Annotated in this window: 20 protein-coding genes; 3 read left to right on the plus strand and 17 right to left on the minus strand. The window is 43.7% G+C overall.

Annotated features, from left to right (window positions below):
- Positions 1–23: 23 nt before the first annotated feature.
- Entirely contained in the window at positions 24–659 is a 636-nt protein-coding gene (locus P8596_RS15680) for an MBL fold metallo-hydrolase (protein ID WP_279724316.1), read from the minus strand.
- 196 nt (positions 660–855) lie between these two features.
- On the opposite strand from P8596_RS15680, the gene P8596_RS15685 reads away from it, so the two are divergent.
- The gene (locus tag P8596_RS15685) at positions 856–1029 is read left to right on the plus strand and encodes a DUF2759 domain-containing protein (protein ID WP_034757672.1); all 174 of its coding nucleotides are present in this window, start codon (positions 856–858) and stop codon (positions 1027–1029) included.
- Positions 1030–1241: 212 nt separating this feature from the next.
- The gene (locus P8596_RS15690) at positions 1242–1595 is read left to right on the plus strand and encodes a winged helix-turn-helix transcriptional regulator (RefSeq protein WP_034757670.1); all 354 of its coding nucleotides are present in this window, start codon (positions 1242–1244) and stop codon (positions 1593–1595) included.
- Between the two features lie 49 nt (positions 1596–1644).
- On the opposite strand, the gene P8596_RS15695 is transcribed toward P8596_RS15690, so the two are convergent.
- From P8596_RS15695 to P8596_RS15725, 7 genes are all read right to left on the minus strand, one after another.
- The gene (locus tag P8596_RS15695; RefSeq protein ID WP_034757662.1) at positions 1645–1959 is read right to left on the minus strand and encodes an MTH1187 family thiamine-binding protein; all 315 of its coding nucleotides are present in this window, start codon (positions 1957–1959) and stop codon (positions 1645–1647) included.
- Positions 1959–3065: a YqgU-like beta propeller domain-containing protein gene (locus P8596_RS15700; RefSeq protein ID WP_279724317.1), complete on the minus strand. Its 1107-nt coding sequence runs from the start codon at positions 3063–3065 to the stop codon at positions 1959–1961. The genes P8596_RS15695 and P8596_RS15700 overlap by 1 nt, the downstream gene beginning before the upstream one ends.
- A 243-nt stretch (positions 3066–3308) precedes the next feature.
- Entirely contained in the window at positions 3309–4505 is a 1197-nt protein-coding gene (locus P8596_RS15705) for a M14 family metallopeptidase (RefSeq protein ID WP_224519523.1), read from the minus strand.
- A 100-nt stretch (positions 4506–4605) separates the two neighbouring features.
- A complete protein-coding gene (locus P8596_RS15710) occupies positions 4606–6483 on the minus strand; it encodes an LTA synthase family protein (protein ID WP_254651818.1) in 1878 nt (625 codons plus the stop codon).
- 327 nt (positions 6484–6810) lie between these two features.
- Positions 6811–7779, minus strand: a complete 969-nt coding sequence (locus tag P8596_RS15715) for an ROK family glucokinase (protein WP_061811213.1) — start codon at positions 7777–7779, stop codon at positions 6811–6813.
- 5 nt (positions 7780–7784) lie between these two features.
- Positions 7785–7991 carry a YqgQ family protein gene (locus P8596_RS15720; protein ID WP_034757652.1) on the minus strand — a complete coding sequence of 69 codons (207 nt, stop codon included), beginning with the start codon at positions 7989–7991 and terminating at the stop codon, positions 7785–7787.
- Between the two features lie 761 nt (positions 7992–8752).
- Positions 8753–10213: a spore germination protein gene (locus P8596_RS15725; RefSeq protein ID WP_034757649.1), complete on the minus strand. Its 1461-nt coding sequence runs from the start codon at positions 10211–10213 to the stop codon at positions 8753–8755.
- Between the two features lie 141 nt (positions 10214–10354).
- Here P8596_RS15725 and P8596_RS15730 point away from each other — a divergent pair, with 141 nt between their 5' ends.
- Positions 10355–11230 carry a hypothetical protein gene (locus tag P8596_RS15730; RefSeq protein WP_279724318.1) on the plus strand — a complete coding sequence of 292 codons (876 nt, stop codon included), beginning with the start codon at positions 10355–10357 and terminating at the stop codon, positions 11228–11230.
- Here P8596_RS15730 and P8596_RS15735 read toward each other — a convergent pair.
- From P8596_RS15735 to P8596_RS15775, 9 genes are all read right to left on the minus strand, one after another.
- Complete coding sequence (locus P8596_RS15735; protein ID WP_279724319.1) at positions 11227–12750, minus strand: rhomboid family intramembrane serine protease; 1524 nt, start codon at positions 12748–12750, stop codon at positions 11227–11229. The two genes, P8596_RS15730 and P8596_RS15735, sit on opposite strands and share 4 nt — an antisense overlap.
- A gap of 147 nt (positions 12751–12897) precedes the next feature.
- Complete coding sequence (locus P8596_RS15740; protein WP_318019851.1) at positions 12898–13080, minus strand: hypothetical protein; 183 nt, start codon at positions 13078–13080, stop codon at positions 12898–12900.
- 80 nt (positions 13081–13160) lie between these two features.
- On the minus strand, positions 13161–13943 hold the full coding sequence (locus P8596_RS15745; RefSeq protein WP_279724320.1) for a DUF92 domain-containing protein: 783 nt from the start codon (positions 13941–13943) through the stop codon (positions 13161–13163).
- Positions 13933–14499, minus strand: coding sequence for a 5-formyltetrahydrofolate cyclo-ligase (locus P8596_RS15750; RefSeq protein WP_279724321.1), 567 nt, complete (start codon positions 14497–14499; stop codon positions 13933–13935). Before P8596_RS15750 ends, P8596_RS15745 begins: the two co-directional genes overlap by 11 nt.
- A gap of 144 nt (positions 14500–14643) precedes the next feature.
- A complete protein-coding gene (rpmG, locus tag P8596_RS15755) occupies positions 14644–14793 on the minus strand; it encodes a 50S ribosomal protein L33 (RefSeq protein ID WP_064091498.1) in 150 nt (49 codons plus the stop codon).
- A 57-nt stretch (positions 14794–14850) separates the two neighbouring features.
- Positions 14851–15432 (minus strand): hypothetical protein, encoded by a 582-nt coding sequence (locus tag P8596_RS15760; protein WP_279724322.1) that lies wholly within the window; start codon positions 15430–15432, stop codon positions 14851–14853.
- A gap of 6 nt (positions 15433–15438) precedes the next feature.
- The gene (locus P8596_RS15765; RefSeq protein WP_279724323.1) at positions 15439–16446 is read right to left on the minus strand and encodes a nucleotidyltransferase family protein; all 1008 of its coding nucleotides are present in this window, start codon (positions 16444–16446) and stop codon (positions 15439–15441) included.
- Positions 16443–18761, minus strand: a complete 2319-nt coding sequence (locus P8596_RS15770) for a glycosyltransferase (protein ID WP_279724324.1) — start codon at positions 18759–18761, stop codon at positions 16443–16445. The genes P8596_RS15765 and P8596_RS15770 overlap by 4 nt, the downstream gene beginning before the upstream one ends.
- A complete protein-coding gene (locus P8596_RS15775; protein ID WP_224519516.1) occupies positions 18758–19459 on the minus strand; it encodes a DUF4912 domain-containing protein in 702 nt (233 codons plus the stop codon). The genes P8596_RS15770 and P8596_RS15775 overlap by 4 nt, the downstream gene beginning before the upstream one ends.
- Positions 19460–19694: the final 235 nt, after the last annotated feature.

Below are 19694 nucleotides of genomic sequence, written 5' to 3' on the forward strand. Positions count from 1 at the left end.
TTTAGCTGAAGGGATTTTTTTATTTAAAAGCCATTTAAAAAGGGATTTGAATCCATTTCCGCTTCAATCGACGTTTCAGGACCGTGACCCGGTAGAACCGTGGTATCCTCAGGCAGGGTCAATAGCTTATCGTGAATACTTGCTAATAGTTCTTTCTGATTTCCCCCCGGCAAATCAGATCGTCCGATACTTCCCATGAATAAAGTATCTCCTGCTAATACGATTCCACATTCTTGTACATAATAAGAAATACTACCCGGTGAATGACCAGGTGTTTCGAATAATTGCAGCTGAAAATCACCAATTTTCAAGGTCTTTTCATTTGTCAGTATGTAGTCCGCCGGCTTCAGTCTGATGAGTTCGCCCATCATGAATAGCTGCGATCCATTCAATGCAGGATCCAATAACCACTGAGCCTCTTTCTCATGTACATATACAGGGATGCTGAAGTGGTCCCTCATTTGATCGACTGCTCCGATGTGATCAAAATGAGCATGAGTGAGAAGGATGGCTAAAGGAGACAATGAGTGATTTTCCAACCATTGAATCAGTTTCTCCCCTTCTCCACCTGGGTCAATGACCAGACAATCATGGTTAGTGTTCCATAGGATGTAACAGTTGGTTTGCAAAGGGCCTAAGGGCATTTGTTTCCATTGCAACGTTTCCACCTCCATTTGTGATACTATTATTGTATCAGAACTTCCATTATCATAAAAATGGGGTCGACATAGAAGTGTCAAACTTTTTGACCTCGACAAACAGGAGAAAAACCTATAAAATGTTAATGGGTGCATTTATGTACATAATGTTACAATAGAGTCAGAAAAACGCATTTTAATGAAAGGGGTCATATAAATGGGTCTTGTAATTATCACTTCACTTGTTACACTATTAGCTTTATTTGCAGTAGTAAGCACATTCAAAAACAAGAATGCGATGGGAATCCTTTTCTCACTGGCGACATTAGGTGTCTTTGGATGGTTTACAATTATGACTGTCCTTCACTCTGGATACCCAGGTGGCCATTAATTAAAAATGTTTCACATTGAAAAGCCTTCCACTTCATGATGGAAGGCTTTTTAATTTCCCCACTTCTCCTATAGGCACTCAAAAGTACCCTATGGACCTTTTTGATGTGTACGTTATAATGATAGTGAAATATATCTACAAGGAAATGGGATATTCCCTGGCCCTGTTGCTGATTCTATATAGTATTCGACCATAGATGGGGAGGTCATGATATGAAAAAATACAACATACCCGTTGAAGCTTCCTTGGAAGTGATTGGTGGCAAGTGGAAGGTCGTCATCCTCTGTCATTTGATTAAAAGCAAGCGGAGAACCAGTGAATTAAAACGCTTGATGCCTGGAATAACACAGAAAATGCTGACCCAGCAATTGAGGGAACTTGAAGCTGATGGAGTCATAAACCGGATCATTTATAATCAGGTACCTCCAAAGGTAGAGTACGAACTGACAGAATACGGATGGTCCCTAAAAGAACCCCTGGATATGTTATGTGCATGGGGTGAACAGCATATCGAAAAAACCTATCCCGACAAAAGTGAAGTCCTTTTGGAAAGTGAAGAAGTTTGATCGGTTCAATAAAAAGAGTGGGCTTAGACGCCCACTCTTTTTATATTCGTTATTTTTCTAATTTCCGCTGCACGGAAGAAAGCTTTCCTTCCATGGTCGTTTGCTTATCCCTGCGGTCATCAATTCTGATATTGGTTGCCACACGCTGAATCCCTTGCTGGAATGGGGATTCATGAATGTCTTGTATCACTTGGAAAAGAACGGGAAGTTCCCCTTCGATAATCGTATTCATGGGAGTAAGTTGAAAACGAATCTTCCCTTCCTCTTCATACCCCTTAAGGATACTTTGCAGATCCGCTACATATGAACTCACGCTGGGTGATTCCGTTCCGATTGGAATAACTGTTACATCGACTATTGCCATTATATATCTGCTCCTTCTTCTTTAAGTAGTTGAACGATACTGGAGTTCTTAAAATTGATTACTTTTTCAAGTTGATTACCATATAAACACGACTCTCCATCAGGAGAACACTTGATGGGTTCTAAAGGAAGATCATCAAACAGGACCTCTTCCTTTCCGGAATCCGTGTCCCACTCTTTTAAAGAGAACGTCCCAGAGTACGTATCAAAAGAACCCGGTTCATTGGCAATGAACGTAATCAACCGCCCCGTCCCTTCTATCATATCATAATAAGGGATTAACCAATCAGAGTAACGGCTTAAGAGGTCAACTGTAAATTCCGACTGAACCTCTCCGTTAGAATGAATGAATTGATACGTAAACGGCCCTTTTTCTTCCCTTGAAAAGACCGATAACAGAGAACTTTTGAATTGGTTGAAATGGATACTATCCTCCACGATCATTTCCTTTTCACCATCGAGGATATTTTGTGCTACCAGTGGAGCCGATACGCTCACTTCATCCTTGCTCCAGTCCTGATAAAGGACGGAGGATGCCGATTGCCACTGAACAAACGGCTGCTCTACATCAATGGGGTCCATGGTCCCGTCCCCAATCTTTATTTCAAAGACTTGAAAGCTCCAATCTTCATTGAAAGTGGTCATGACCACTGTATCATCATTGAATGGACTCCAGCTGTGGGTCAAGTCATAGGAAGGAACATCCTTTTGAAATTGTACTTCTCCTGATCTATCGATAATCGTCAGCTGGGCTTTATAGGATGCCGGAGAGGAATGAATGAGTATTTTTTTCTTATCCGGTGAGATGCTTGCGCTCACATAGGAGGGTTGTACATCATAAATTTTTTGATTGCTTCCGTCGTACACATTATAGATATAGAAGGTCGTCACACCATCCTCTTCCCGTACAGAAAGGATTTCTGAACTGGACAGCCAGCCGACATTTTCTATAAATCCATCTGCAGGAAGGATATTAACCATCACGTCTTTCTGATCATCTTTTTCTTTCTCTGAGGGGGAAGATTGTGTTTCTTCCGGCTGACATGCCGTTAACCATAGAATGCACATCATGAGAAATATCAACACACTACCTTTTTTCATTTTCATCCTCTTCCCCCTTCTCCTGTATTCCATATTCATTAGTACGTTTATAATGCGAAAATGTTTCAATAAGATTAAAAAAACATGACAAAAATTCAAAAAAAGTGATGACCAGATGTTCATACATACATCTTTTGGGTCACCACGAGAGGTTACTATTCATAGGATGATGATTAATTTTACTCCTGATTTTCATTTTCCACAATAGATATTTATGGAACTAATATAAAGATTTTTCGAGTGTTTTCTTCATTCATACCACCGATAGATAGAAACAAGTAAAATACCGGACACGTCCTGGTAGATTTCATCGAATTGTGACAGGGGCAAGGGGTTAATGCCCCTTCCTAATTCAAGGGTGAATCCGGATTTTTGGAATTCTTTCACAAACCAATCCTTGTATCCTGCATAACTATCAATGTAACGGACTGATTTATATCCGCTTACTCTGGTGAAATCATTTGCAAGTTTGGCTGCATCTGGAGGCTCCAATCCATCATACCCCCAGTAAAACTCTTTCCCTTGGGTGTGCAGGGCCAGAAGTCGATCGAACTTCCCTTGCCGTGCAAGCTTAGCCATGGCGATGGCTTCGGGCTCTGAGAGGGGCTTATATCCTGGGAAATCTCTTGGAGCCGGTTCTTTCTCCTCTTTCCTTTCCTGCTCAACTTCCCATTTGGCAGGAAACTGATTGTTCAGGTCCACGCCTCTAATGTTGGCTTTCCAGCCTGTAAAGTCAGTACTCCCCCGATTAAGAGCGATTATTTCATTTCTTTTATCGCTAGGGGGACCGTTCAGAACAAGGTCCACTCCATCCGGATTGACCATAGGAACGAGTGACAACGCTACATCTCCATATATGGGCAGGGTTTGTACTCCCCTCATTAGCTGACTGTTGGTCAAGGAAAGTAAGTACTCATTTATAAACGTCATAAGGACAGATGTAGTGATCCACTCATTCGCATGGAAGGAAGCATTCATTTGAACTTTCTTCTTTCCGGTTCCTATCCTTATTTCGATGAGATCTTTTCCACCTACGCTTTCGCCAGCAGATCGTAACTTTATAAAGGGATAGATTTCCTTTAAACGTTGTACATCTCCTTCAAATCGTTGTGAGCCGTAGGCCTGTTTACCATTGACGATGGGTGAAACCACCCTTGATGGAAGACTGATAGTCGATCCTATTTGTAATCCATCGGGATTGACACCTTCGTTCAATAGAAGGAGCGCGTCGACAGCGATGTTACGGTTTTGCGCCAGTGACCAGAGAGAGTCACCCTGAATAATAGAATGACTTTCTTTCCTGAATCCTGGGAGTTGTATCTCTGTACCGATTTTCAATCTATTCGGATCAACGGAAGGATTTGAATCGATGATTAACTGGATCGGGATATAAAACAGTTGGCTGTAGTACCAAAGGGTATCGCCACTGCGCACTTTCACTTTCATGATGCAACCTCCCCATTCATATGTCCTTACTTACATGTATGAATGGTTCAAAGATTCATGACAAAAAAAAAGCCTGCGAAACCTTTCGCAAGCTTGTACTTTATGATTCATCTTTATCACGATATTCGGTTTCCCCATAAAAGCGGAGCAGATCTCCATAAATGATCTTATCGGAGTATTCCAGCTCATTATTGACTCGCTCTTTAAAGGGTTCACAATACTTCATATCGGTTTTTTCTTCCGTTTCCTTATTCCAGCATTTTTCCCCTGCATATACATAGTCCTTCGAGATGAACCGGCCGTCACGGAGTATGGCGAGGTTTTCATGGTCATCTGAGAAGAGATCCGAACCAAATTGGATATCCTTTTTGGTATCGATGCCGAGAAGATGCATGATGGTCGGCTTTAAGTCGATTTGTCCGGACACCTTGGAAATGGTCTTCCCTTCCTCACCGGGAACGTGGATGATCAGCGGCACCTGTTGAAGCTGTGTGCTTACGAACGGTGTAATGTCTTTACCGAGATATTGACTCATCGCTTTGTTATGATTCTCTGAAATCCCATAATGGTCCCCATACATCACGATGACGGAATTATCGTACAAACCGGACTCCTTTAAGTCCGCAATGAAGTTCTTCACCGCTTCATCCATGTAACGGACGGTTTGGAAATAACGATTCACCGTACCGTCATGGGAAGTGTAAGGATCGATTAACTTATCTTCTTCATCAAGCGTGAAAGGATAATGGTTCGTTAAGGTGATCATCTTCGTACTGAACGGTTGAGGCATTTGTTTCATATGCTCCACGGACTGCTCGAAGAACGGGATATCCTTCATGCCCCAGTTCACGGAATTTTCTTCTGTCACATCATAATCCGGTAACGAATAATACCGGTCATATCCCAGGGAATCATACATGATGTCACGATTCCAGAAACTTTTATTATTTGCGTGCATGGCCGATGTATAATATCCGTTCTCCCCAAGTTTTTCCGTCATGGACTCAAACTCATTCCCGGAATGGGTAAAGAAAACAGCACCCCGGTTCAAGGGATAAAGGGAGTTGTCCATGATGAACTCGGAATCGGACGTCTTCCCTTGCTGCGTTTGATGGTAGAATTGATCAAAATAGTAGCTTTCCCCTATGAAATCATTAAGGAAAGGCGTGATTTCCTGGCCATTCACTTCACTGTTGATAACAAAATTCTGCAGTGATTCAAGGGAGACAATGATTAAGTTCTTGTCTTTCGCTACCCCGAACATTTCTTTATCTGGCCGGGCGTAACCCGCTCTGACGTAGTTGTCGATATCTGCCAGTTCACTTCCATCTGCGAGGGCTCTCTGGGCGGAAGATTTGGATTGCAGGAAAAGATCGTATACATGATAATTATAGGTTCCGATATTCTTGACGAGCATTTCCCGGTCAAATGTCCTGGTCAGAAGCTGAGGCCTTTCCGATTCTGCCAATCCCAGGTTAAAGAAAACCAGTGCTGTTGCAACGAGGAAATAAGCGCGTCGATTGGCTTTAGAGTAATTCTGTAAAGAAAACCAGGTTGGTTTCAACTTTATGATGAGAATTAATGCGATCACATCGGTGAAATAGAAAACGTCCTTCCAGCTCATGATTGCACTGGCACTCGTGCCCAAATCAGAGAAATTACTTGTTTGAAAGAGGACGGGCATTGTCAAAAAGTCATCAAAGAAACGATAAAATACTACGTTTCCGTACAGGATAAATGAAAGGACGAAGCTTGCAGTGATGATGTACCGGGTGCGAGACTTATCCTTTTTAAGAAGTAACCCCACTCCGAAGATGAAAAGTAAAAAACTTAGCGGGTTAATGAATAGAATCAGTTCCTGGAGTGCGTTTTCGATCTTTATGTCAAAACTCGTTTTGTAGACAATATACGTTTTGATCCAAAGGAACAATGCAGCGATAATGATAAGCGGGACCTTTGGTATTTTTTTCACATTCATTTATTCAACCTCCTTGCTACAAACGGTTCAATCGTATGTAACACTTTCATGATTTCAATAAGGAATTATTCCGGATGTAACATTGACTCATCTTCATTATTTATTTACATAACGCCAAACGTGGATACATATTGAAGGTGTATAATCGTGGATGCCTTATTCTCCTACCCATACTATTAGACGGATGAAACCATTAAAAGTTTCAAATTAAACAGCATTATATGAAAACAGTTCATTTGTCATTAGGTGTTTCAGACTACTAATCCAAATAAAAAAAGAACTCTCCATAAAGGAAAGCTCTCTTTCGAATCTCACTTTAAGGTCAAATCAGATCTTGTTCTTGACCAGCCAGGCTGCCCCGATAACACCGGCATCATTTCCAAGCGTGGCAATGCTTAAGTGTGTAGAGGTACGGACAGTCGGGAATGAAAACTGTTTAAAGAATTTAACGACCGGCTGTAATAAGATGTCCCCTGCTTTAGAGACTCCCCCACCGATCACGATTTTTTCAGGGTTCAGGCCATTCCCAAGGTTCGCAAGGGATAAACCGAGATAGAAGGCTAATTGATCAATGACTGCCAGGGCTAGTCCATCTTGGTTTCTTGCCGCATCGAAGATATCTTTGGCGCTGATTGAGCCGTGAGAATCCCTGAGGGCACGAAGCGTTGATTCTTGCTCAGTGGCATCCAATTTTTCATTTGCGAGTCGGACGACACCGGTTGCTGAAGCAACGGTTTCAAGACACCCTGTCTTCCCGCAATTACACTGATATCCGCCTTCCGGTACGACGGTGATATGGCCGATTTCACCACCTGCTCCTTTTACACCGTGGACGATATCGCCATTTGTAATCACACCGCCTCCGACGCCCGTTCCTAATGTCACACAGACAATGTCCTTCGCCCCGTCTCCTGCACCCTTCCACATTTCACCGAGTGCCGCACAGTTTGCATCGTTGTCGATGACTGCGTGCAAACCTGTTTCGACCTCAAGCAGATCTTTTAATGGTGTATTATTCTCCCATCCTAAATTGACCGCTTCGTAAATGATTCCTTTTGCCGTATCGACGGGTCCTGGTGCCCCCATTCCGATACCAACCAGTTTATCTCTGCTTTGATCCAATTCCTCGAGCTTTTGATCGATCGCTTTCGCAATATTCACAATAATATTTTTACCGTTTTCCGATTTGTCAGTGGGGATTTCCCATTTATGTAAAAGCTCACCGTATTTACTTAAGAACGCTATCTTCGTCGTCGTTCCCCCTAAGTCAACTCCAACTAACCATTTTTCTGTCATCATTATCACCTGTCCTGTTTTTCTTTTTCAATCGCTATTTCATGACGCAACAAAAATAAAGCGGTCTGAAAATCCCGGGTATCAATCAGTTGGGATTGGTAGAGTTCCTTTAATTCGCCTTCCATCAGTTGCAGGTCGGAAAGACGATGCCCAACATATATGATCGTTCCATAACTTTTGAGGAGCTGCTGGATATCATAAATCGTTTTCATGCATACACCTGCTTTCTCTTCTTCCCTATAAAGTATAAGTGAAAACCGCTTTCTTCTCAATCCTAAACAAACCAGTACGGGTCACAAAACAAAAAGCTCTTTTCGCAAAAATTGTTGTTTCCTAACATAGGAACTACTGAGGCCCTGTCTATGTGTGTATGGATGGATGGTGAGGGGAACGGCTTCGCTTTCCGGCGGACGAACGGCCAAGCCTCCTCGCATTCGCTGCGGGGTCTTGTCTCGTCCGTTTTTCCGCAGGAGTCTACGCCATTCCCCTCCCCATCAAAATGAGATAGCGTGACAGAGCCTACCAGTGTAAAAACGAACGAAACAGCTACTATTCAAGCTGAAATCGACCACTCAACACATAGAAGTTGGTGTTTTCTAGAGGTGTACAAAAGTAGGTTAATCCTCCATACCTATAAAGTTGATTACAGCGAAAGGTGCTCGACTCCTGCGGGAAACTACGAAAAGCGGAGGCGGCTTGCTCAGCCCCGACAAGCATAAGCTGAATGGGCCGGGAAGGCGTTTTTTGCCTTCTTGGATCATTTAGCTTATGACCTCGAGGGGCTAGCCGCCGGAGCTGGACAAGGGTAGGCAGCCGAGGAGGCTCACCGCCAGCCCCGCGGAAAGCGAGCACCTGTAGCGACAATCAACCACTACTCGCTACCTTACATAGCAACAAAGTTTACGAAAAGAGCAAAACAAAAAGAGATTTCCTTAAAGGAATATCCAGTAAGAAAATCTCTTTTCTATCATGTCTAACGATCCGGATCTTTCGGGTGCAGGAATCGCGGCCGCCTGTTCTTAAGGGGAATCGGGGAACGAAGGAATACGTCCCTGAATGCCCTGAGATTGAATGGAATAAATGGCCACATATATGGAATGCCAAACGAACTCATTCTTGAAAGCATGATGATCCATAAGAATACACCCACCACAAATCCATAAACACCAAATAACGCCGTGCATATCAATAGGAAGATCCGCACCAGTCGATTAGCCAGACTCATCTCATAACTCGGCGTAGAGAACGTACCGATGGCAGCGATGGCCAGGTAAAGAATGACTTCATTAATGAACAGCCCGACTTCAACGGCAACCTGCCCGATCATCAATGCTGCAACGAGCCCAAGGGCGGTCGCAAGGGAAGACGGGGTGTGTATGGCGGCCATCCTCAAAATATCGATCCCCACTTCAATGATGAGGAATTGAAGGAATAGGGGAACTTCCCCTACATCATTCGGACCAATATAGGCCATGGGTTCCGGCAGGAGCTCAGGGTGGATCGCAAATAAATAATAGAGGGGCAGTAAAAAGATCGATGACCACACCGCAATAAACCTTACAAAACGCAGATAAGCCCCAACAGAAGGTTTATTCCTGTATTCCTCAGCATGCTGAAGATGATGCCAGAACGTGGTCGGGGTGATGAGAACACTCGGAGATCCATCCACCATGATGAGGACATGCCCCTCATATAGGTGGGACGCCGCAGTATCTGGTCTTTCCGTGTACCGGACCAGTGGATAGGGATTCCAATGCCGTCCCGCAATGTATTCTTCTAACGTTTTCTCCCCCATGGGAAGACCGTCTGTATCGATCTTCGAGAGGGCATCCTTGATTTTATGCACCAAATTGGGATCGGCAATGTCTTCTATATAACTGACAACGATATCCGTTTTGGATCTTCTGCCTATTTGCATGTATTCCATCCTAAGAGAAGGATCGCGCACCCTCCGCCTTGTCAATGCTGTATTAAATACAATCGTCTCGACATATCCGTCCCTCGAACCCCGTACGACCCGTTCTAAATCAGGTTCCTGAGGCCCTCTGACAGGATATGTCCTTGCATCAATCATGATAACCTTGTCAATGCCGTCCACGACAAGGGCTGTCGGACCTGCCAAAACTAAATCGATCACCTGATTCAAGTCATCTACTTGTTCAATCTCTATATAAGGAATGTACGTCTTCAAAAGCTTTTCCAGAGTATCCTCTTCCAATTGTTCAGGACTGAGTCCAGATAAGAGCTTCATCAGATAATGCATAATATCATCTTTAACGAAGCCATCCACTAAAAACATGGCCATTTTTCTTTCTGCATACTCAAGATCCAATTGAATGACATCAAAGCTCTTGTCCACTGCTAAGGTATCCCTTAAATAATTGGTGTTTTCTTCAATCTGAGTAGAGACAGGCTTTTTCTTTTCATTCGACATTAGCCTTCACTCCCAATACCTTTACATGATTTTCCATCCTTACCATCCTAGACAAAGTAGCCTGAAATCATACATCCTATCATATTCAATTCCATCGATTCATACTATGTAGAAAATGGACAAACCACTGGAGTGAACAAAATGAAGGATAGGCTGAAAGAAGCAATGCCATTTCTGGTGATCATGTGTATAGTGGCCCTGGGCATTCAATTTATTTACAAGCCGCAAACCAGGGAGAGCATCATTTTCTTTCCCATCAATGAGAACGTATCTTATGAATCGGCCACGACGATTCTCATGCTCCAACCGGAAAAGAAAAATGATCATTATGAAGTGAATTGGAAAGTCACTTCAAAGCTTGATACGCCCGCCTATTTACGTCAGGATGTCGGTTTTTTATATATGAACGGGAGATTGAAGGGTCTGATGAATGAATGGGAACAAGATACCGATCAGATTGTAGAGGAATCGACGATAAAGGGGAAAGATAGCAGCATTCTGCAGGCTGTATCTTTTCACTATTCAGAAATACATGAATCGGACACAGAGTTCACCAGTGCCCAGAAGATGTCCGAAGATACCCTGTACGTGATTGATTCCAATTTCAGCCCATTGAATGCATTCAGGCAACCGGGGAACAGCGCAGAAAAAGAGTGGAAGAATATCCTGGACAAGGTGACGTCCCAACAACTCGAATATTTATGGGAAAAGGCGATCACCTCCATGGGTATCCCAGCCGATGAATACACCCCCATCCCCCTGACCAGTCTCCCGATATATGATGGCCGCCCCTTGGAAGGATTCTCCCGACAGGAATGGGATCGCCTGATCGGGAATCTATGGGAAGGACTTTATAAAAACTATTATTTAGGAATTAAAAAAGAGGATGGCTCTGTCGTGGAATCCATCGACAGTGCCATTCCTCTCCTATTAATAAAAAAAGATAAAAAGGAAGTCCTTGTACTCCTCGTTGATCAAAACGGGGACGCGTCCTTACTCAGACAGCTGATATCTTAATCGCTCCCTTGCAACTCTTTATAAAGTTTCTCATAATTTTTATCCTGCCTATTTAATTCGTAGGCTTTTTTTGCGTGGAGGAGAGCTTCTTCCCTTTCCCCGGAATCGATCAGGATCAACGCAAGATTGTAGTGGGCTTCATGGAATCGATCATCTTCTTCGAGCGCAGCTTTCAAATGCTTCTTCGCCGGTGCCAATTTATTCTGCTTGATTTCAGCATAAGAAAGATAGAAATAGGTTTGGGCATCCGGGGACCCTTCTTCCACCACAGGGGAAAGAATGTCCTCGGCCTCTTTCCACTCCTGGTTCGATATTTTTTCCTGGGCGACACCATTTGCCGTATCGACGTCCCAGGAGCTTGAATCCCCTCCGATCCCATTCCATACCAATGTACCTGTCAGTAGAATGCTTCCGAGCAGAAACAGGAGCTGACGCACCGGCCGGATGGCGTTTGGCAGACTGACGATCCCTGCCGCAAGGAACCCTCCGATAAGACCCCCGATATGGCCAGCATTATCAATGCCTGGAAGGCTGAATCCCAGGACCAGGTTCAATAAGATGACCGCAATGATATTGGTGCCCATGGTGCGGAAGAAAACGTTCGGATGTAATACCCCAAAGTACAGGAGGGCACCGAAACAGCCGAAGATCGCCCCACTGGCCCCTGCTGAAAGATTGGATGTAAACAGGAAGCTTGCAAGGGTGCCTGCGACTCCCGACAGCATATAAATGAGCACGAACCGAAGCCTGCCGAACATTTTCTCCACTGCCATTCCGAGATAATAAAGGGCCAGTGTGTTCATTAAGAGATGCAGTAATCCTATATGCAGGAAGATGGGCGTGACAAGGCGCCACCATTCCCCTTCAATCATGAGGGGGTTATATTTTGCACCGAATTGAATGAGCGTCTCCGGGTCCTTACTCCCTCCATTCATTTCAAGAATGAGGAACATGATCACTTGAACGGCAATAAAGAGATAAGTGAAAAACGGTTTCCCTCTCTCAAATAGCTGTCTCTCTTTCTGAATTTGCTTGGAGGAAGACGTCATGGTCATATTTTTGATCCAATCGACATTGGCCTCCAACACTTCAGGGGGGAGAACCCATTCTCCATCATGGAATAGTGGATGGGCTTTAAGCTTTTCCAAACTTTCATCTCCATCAAGGAGAATGGGCTGAATGGTCGTTTTGTGACGATTCACCGGGTCGAGGAATAGACCTGGATCCCCATCCACAGGTGGAAAAGTAGATATGTAGAGATTCTTGATGTGAAGCTGTCTTTTTCTCAGGGTTTTCCTGAATTTTTCTCCATTCATGGAGGTCAATTCCAGATCCCTCTTGACCCAGTTACCCCAATCGAGGTCCTTTCGAACGATTCGGACGATATTTCCTTCTTTCATGCCTGAATTCTCCAACCATATTTCATCCTGGTCGGGGGAAATATTCAGGATCCGATAGTGTTTATATTCCACTAAATAGTGGGCTACTTTCCAAAATAAATAATGATAACGTAAATCCACATCATCCACTACTTTCTTTTTACTCTTTTAACCTACCGACATCAAATAAACGCGTCTCTCCCTACTATACCGAACCTGTTTTTGATGTGTAAACAAAAAAGGCTGCAGGAATGGGGTATGGCCCTCCTACAGTCTTTTTTTGTTTGGTCAAGAGCGGAATGCGCCCTGAATGAATTTCGAGCGTATACCGGGTATTCCCATGGCCGCTCTTACGGCAAATTTGCGTAGTAGAAAATTCCCTAATAACAGGTTTAACAAACGATATCGATTCGGAACCAGAAAGAGAACCAAACCTCCGAGCACTAACCATTTTGTCCATCCGTTCATCATGATCCCTCCTGATTATAGTTTGGATCATAACCGATTAGCTTATCCCATAAATTTATCTAAACCTGGAATTTTATTGCCTGCTACCAATAGAGGAGAAGCAGGATCACTCCGGACATTACACTTGAAAGGGCATTGACAAGTTCATTGTTCATCCAGTAGCCCTTCGTTCTTTCGGTTTGCTGTCCGCAGTGGACAGTCGATTCCGTCTGTATCCCGCACACCCGGCACCTGTAATCCAATTGTACATATGCCCCCAAGCATGTATCCAGGAGATTTCCAAGAAACCCGGAAAGTGTGATCAATAGAAAAAGCGTAGCATCCATACCCTCCAGCATGACCAGGGCTGTCAGTGCGATAAAGGCTGCACCCATGACCGCCGCTATCGTACCGATAAGGGAAACGGCTCCCGATGTACCTTTTGGAACTCTCTCGAATGACCTTATGGAATAAGGATGTTTCCGACTCAGGGGACCGATTTCAGAAGCCCATGTATCCGAATTTGCCCCTGCAATCGATGCAACAAAAGCAAATGTCCAAACGCTTTCCCCGGTCAAGCTGAACAACAGGGCGAAAAGTGCTGCAGGACCGCCGTTGGCCAATACTTGCTGCCAATCCCGTGTGGACGTCTTAGCAAGCCGGTCCTCTATCCCGATCTTATCCTTCTTGAATAGATGAGACCAAATACTTGAGGAAAGGAAGAAAGCCCCCAATACAAATAAGCCCCGGAAACCATAGGCAAACCCAATGACAAGCCCGATCAACACCGCCATCCAAGCCCCTGATCTACTTAAATTCTTTGTTCTCCATCCTGCAATCGCGATGGCAAGGATAAAGAGAAGAAGCAGGAATAACTCAATCTTCACAATCGATCCGTCTCAATTCCGTCAGGATGGTTGACACCTTCATATCAAAGGGTTCGATCGGCAATGATTCGACCATCTGCTCTTCAAAGGCAAGGGACATCGTCGTTCCTGAAAAGGCTGAAAGCAGCCGGTCATAATATCCCCCGCCAAATCCAAGACGGAAACCCGCGTTTGTATAAGATAATCCCGGGACAATCATCAATTCAATCGATTCGTTATGAACAGCGACGGACTTCGCGGGGTCCGGTTCAAACAGATTGAAATATGATTGTTCCAACTGATGAAAATCATTCAGTTTATAAAAAATTAACCGGCGGTCCTCTGGAACGCACTTTGGCACGACCATTGTCTTCCCTTCTTCCCAGCCCCTCTTAATGATATTCCAAGTGTCGAGTTCCGGAGGCCTTGAAATGGTGATCGAGACCGTACTGCTTTGCTTCCACTCGGGAGAATCAAAAAGACGTTGTTCTATTTCAAAACATTTTTGTTGAAATGCAATATGGCCAATGGATTTTAATATTTGCAGCTGAGATTTCCGCTTTTCCTTTTTAGACATATGATCCCTCCATACTTACAATCCTGAAATTATTTTAATGGATTTCCAGCCTAAATGCGACAGCCAGTCCACCACTTTTCGGAAAAGGCATTGCTCTAGAAGCTAATAAAGCATAAAAAAAAGCAGCGGATAAAATCCGGCTGCTTATTTCGTTTCGCGGTGAAGAGTCACACGCTTTAATTTCGGGCAATATTTTTTTAGCTCTAAACGGTCTGGGTTGTTACGCTTGTTCTTAGTAGTAATATAGTTACGCTCACCAGTTTCTGTGCAAGCCAAAGTAATGTTTACACGCATTATAATTTCCCTCCAAACATATACATCTTCTACTATTCATACGACTTTTATATAATATCACTTTTCACCGGGAAATGCTAGTCCGTTTTTAATTCTATCACTTAAATTTGCAACCTCTTCTTCCATCTCACCTTCAATCGCATATACTTTCCCCTGTTTCACTTCAAATGGCTTGAAAGTGAAATCCAGCATATACACCATCATATTGAGCCCATTTGTTATGGGATAGTAGTATAAGCTACCTTTGCTTAAGGATTTCTTCCAAAGTTTAAGCCCCTTCAGATTAAGGGGATAGATGGTTTTCTTGACAGATTCGGCACAGGAAACAATATTGGTGATGGCAACCCGTCTTCCGCTATAATTCCAGAATGTATCCTTCGAAAGGGACAGCACCCCCACTCCATCTTCTTTGCAGGCGAGCCACTCGATGAGAAAGAAAACTTTCAGACGGCGGGTTTCTTTCGACTTATTCTCCATTTCGAATACATAGGAGTCCCCCCACCGCTCAGCTTCTTCTTTCACCTTCACGTGAATATCTGTAGGGGAGGAGCACTTGTCAGAGTGAATAGGAGTATACTCATTTTTCTTGTTCCAGGCTATTCCTTGAATATGAAACGTTCGATTCCGGTTCTCCCTCATTAGCCTCTACACCTTTTGCCAGATTTTTATTTTTTTTCCGTAATATCTTGCAAACTCCCTTGCCAGATTCCTTCTGTCCGCATTGGAATAGATGATGAATCCTCTCTTTGGATCACTTATGATTTTCGTCCGGCCCCCATCCCTGTGGTCGAATACAATCTCTTTCTGATTGGAGGAAGATGGAACCGTCTCAAGCAGTTTTGCAAGGACCATCGGTTTCTTCCCATTTGGACAGGCTACCTGCAGTCGGGTAATGAAAGGCTCCATCAATCCCTTTGAATGATGGAAGCCTTTCTTAAAAGAGGGAGGGGAGAAATGTCCCCTCATAAGATCGTCCCTTGCACACTTATATTCTTCCGGGCTACCAATATCTCTCCAATAAGCACATGTCTTGAATACGTATACTTCTTCATTATTCAACAGGAGACGGGGAATGAAATCCTGGCCGAAATCTTTGGCCCCAATGTGGGCATAGCGGTCCAAAAGCCGTGGATCAAGCATATAAACACCTGTATTGACTTCATTGCCCACCCACTCTTCGGGCTTTTCGATAAAATCGACTAATTTGCGGGTTTCGTCCGTATGACAGATTCCGTATTCCTTTGGATTCTCCACTTCCTTTGAGACGACGGTCATAACCGCTCTTTTCTCATAATGGAACTCAATGACCTTGTCGATGGGAATATTGGTAAACGCATCTCCGCTAAGAACAAGGAACGGTTCTCGCAGCCTGTGTCGTGCGAGGAAAATGCCGCCCGCTGTCCCGAGTGGGGATCTTTCTTCAAGATACGTGATATTCACATTGAACCGTTTCCCGTCTCCAAAGTAATCTTTGATGGTCTCACTTTTATAACAAGTCGTAATCAATATATCTTTTATTCCATAAGAACTCAGGAGGTTAATGCTATATTCAAGTATTGGCTTATTCAGAATCGGGACCATGGGCTTCGCAACGGACATCGTATATGGCCTTAATCGCCTGCCTTCTCCACCTGCCAATATAACCGCCTTCATCTTTTTATACCCTCCACTTTTGATTGAAGGAGCACATCATCATATACATGAATGGTCTGGTCTGCGATCCGGTCCCAGCTGAACATGGACTGAGCCATTTTAAAGCCCAGTTCACCCAGTTGTTCGGATTTCCCCGGATTTTCAATTAATGAAATCAATTGAGTATAGAGACTATGTTCCTGATTTGGTTCAAATAATAATCCGGTTTGTTCATGTTTCACAATGGACTTAAGCCCACCTGTATTCGAAGCGACCACGCCTTTCCGGAAGGCCATCGCCTCCAGGGCAACGATCCCGAACGGTTCGTACAAACTCGGGAAGATGACGGCAAGACAATTTTTTAAATAATCATTCCGTTCCCTATCCGAGACGTATCCGACGAATGAGACGCTATCCGAGAGTTCCTCCTCGATCACAGCCTTTCGGTATTGCTCGAGCATCGGACCCTTCCCTGCTATGACAAAGGAGATGTCATACCCAGCACTCTTTAACCGTGAAGCTACACGGATGATCGTCTCAAACCCTTTCTCATGGACCATCCTACCGATTGAAAAAAAGTACGGCTTCGATGGTTTGGAAAGGGCGTACGGAGAAGACTGATCCAGTTTCTCCAGTTCCACACCATTCGGTATGACGGCAATTGGTGCTTCTATCGTGAATAAACTCTTGATTTCGTCTTTCATATGCTCACTGCAGACGATGAGATGATCGGATGCCCCTATGAGAAGCTGCTCTTCCCCGTGGATCTTGTGTTGCAAATCCGTATAAATCCCTTGATTCCTGCCATGTTCAGTAGCATGGATCGTAGTAATAAGTGGAAGGGCATAATAGTCTTTCAGCTTCATCGCTGATGTCGATACGATCCAATCATGTGCATGGATATGGGTGATTCGTTCATCTCGTATCAGGTCATGGGCGTACTGAATGAAGGACTGATTCAAATCGAATACCCATTTAAAGAAATCTTCTTCATATGGATGCAAAGGATGCACCCGATGAATTGTGACACCTTCCATTTTCTCAAGGGGAAGGGCATCATTGGCCATAGTGGTAAGAACATGCACATGCTTTCCCTTTTTCACAAGATTGTTGGCTAAGTCATACACATGTCTCGATAATCCACCCACGATATTCGGTGGATACTCCCAGGAAAGGATCAGTACGGAATCATGCTTCTCTTCCACGTCTCCCTTTATTCCAATGGAGAGTTTCTCAAGGATTTCGTCAGATGGAAAAGGCATCATTCTCTTCCGATGAAGAAGGAGATGTCCATCCTTGTGCCCATCCATGACTTGTTGAAGCAACCGGTCGAAATGGACCGTGGATATTCCATTGTCATCTTTAAACCCTTCCATGCTAGAGATCCACTCCCTTATAATCTGAAAGGTCCACTCTGTTTCTTCTGACAGCGTCACCATATTTTCCAGCTGCTCTTCCATGCGATGGACCACCCGAATATTCCGAATGGCTGAATCGGTCATGATCGGGACTTGTTTCTCCATTCCAAGATACCCGAAGCCGACCCTTGAAAGAGCGGTAGGCTCTTCCATCATGGCTTCCATTTTATGACGGGCATCTCCTCTATCCTGTTTCATTAATGCATCATAGTCTGATAGCGTCTTTACAAAGGCGATTGAAAGTTGATGGCTTTCCTCCAGGGAGTCGATGCCCTCCCTAACAGGAATAAGCTTCAACCCTCTCGGGGTCCTGATGACCCCTCTGTGCTGTTCTTTTTCACTATGTTCATAGGAAAAAGAAGAAATGAATGTATACTCGATGCCTTGTCCAGTAAGATAAAGGTCAATCCCCGGTACATATGCGGCTTGAGGTAACCAGAACGACTTAGGGATCATTTGGAAATATTGCTTGAATAATAATGTACTCATCCGAACCTGGGATTCGATGGCTCTTGGAGTCCGGTAATGCGTTAATGGGAACGGGCTTACCGACGTAGGGATGACGGTAGCCTTCCCTTCCACTGCAAGATGTTTGTAGGCTTGTACGAGATTCATATCATAAGTGGACCACTGTGAATAGATGAGCTGCCACTTCTGTTTATCATGAGTGTCTGCTTGCAGGAGGTTGCCTTGAATGATGGCGTTCGCCCTCTCTTTAAACTCTTCGCTCATAAAAAGGGAGAAAAGGAGGGGATTCAATACGACAGGAATGGAACTACCTTCATTCCGATCAAGGAAATCGATCAATTCACCATTCTCTATAAGTAATGCAGTAAGCGAATCTTCCTGTTCAAACACTTGAGAAAATGAACATTCATTACATGTTGGATACACGATGATTTCTGAAAGAGCCTTCATGCCTTTTCCTCCCCATTCATGACATAATACGAATATGTGCTGACATGCTCAACCCATTTTGGTTCCCTGATTAATCCCTGCTCATATTCCATCAACTCTTTCATACTGTGCGCCTCTTGATGATGAGAGGTTCTTGGTGTATGAATGACATTGGAACGAGTGAAGGCAACAAAGTCCCCTGATGGCAGGCGCAAACCGATCTCCATGCAGTAGCTTCGATTTTCCTTCAATCCGTTCACAAACCAATCGGTTTCTGTAAAGGGTACATATGAATCCGAATAGTGATGCTGATTATGACCATTAAAAGATATAGAGGTAATATCATATAATCGAAGAACATATGGCTGTGGGTCGGAGTTCATCTTAAAATGACTCTTCACATGTCGGATCCATTCATGGGAAATGTTCCAATAACAATAGATCCTTGAAGAAGTTGAAAACGTAATCGATAACTCGGTCGCTTTCGGATTTTTTGATCTCTGCTTAGGCATCTTCCTGCCAAAAGCAGCTCTTCCTACACGTTTCTTCGGTGTTTCGGGTTTTATCATTTCAACTTCTGCCGGTTCCGGACCATTCTCCAATGCTTTCTGGTACTTCACCCATTGATACTGAACCTTACCCACGGTTGTATTCAGTTCTTTGGCAATTTTCCTGAATGACACACCTTGTTCCTTTAACTTGATTATTTCTGTTATCAAAACCATTCCTCCTAAACCGAAACATTTATTATATGAATTGGATCTAAATATTATGACAATTAATCTTAATTTTATCGTAACACCGTATTGAAAAACCTACAATAAACGCATTTTGTCGTATCTTGTTACACATGATGGCAATAGGATTCAACCTGCATTTTTTTTATGAATTAGTATGCTGAAATGATAATAAAGCGATTACATTTCCATAACGACATTTTTCTTGGTAGATCTC

It is taken from the genome of Rossellomorea sp. DA94 (assembly GCF_029834455.1).
GTDB lineage: Bacteria > Bacillota > Bacilli > Bacillales > Bacillaceae_B > Rossellomorea > Rossellomorea vietnamensis.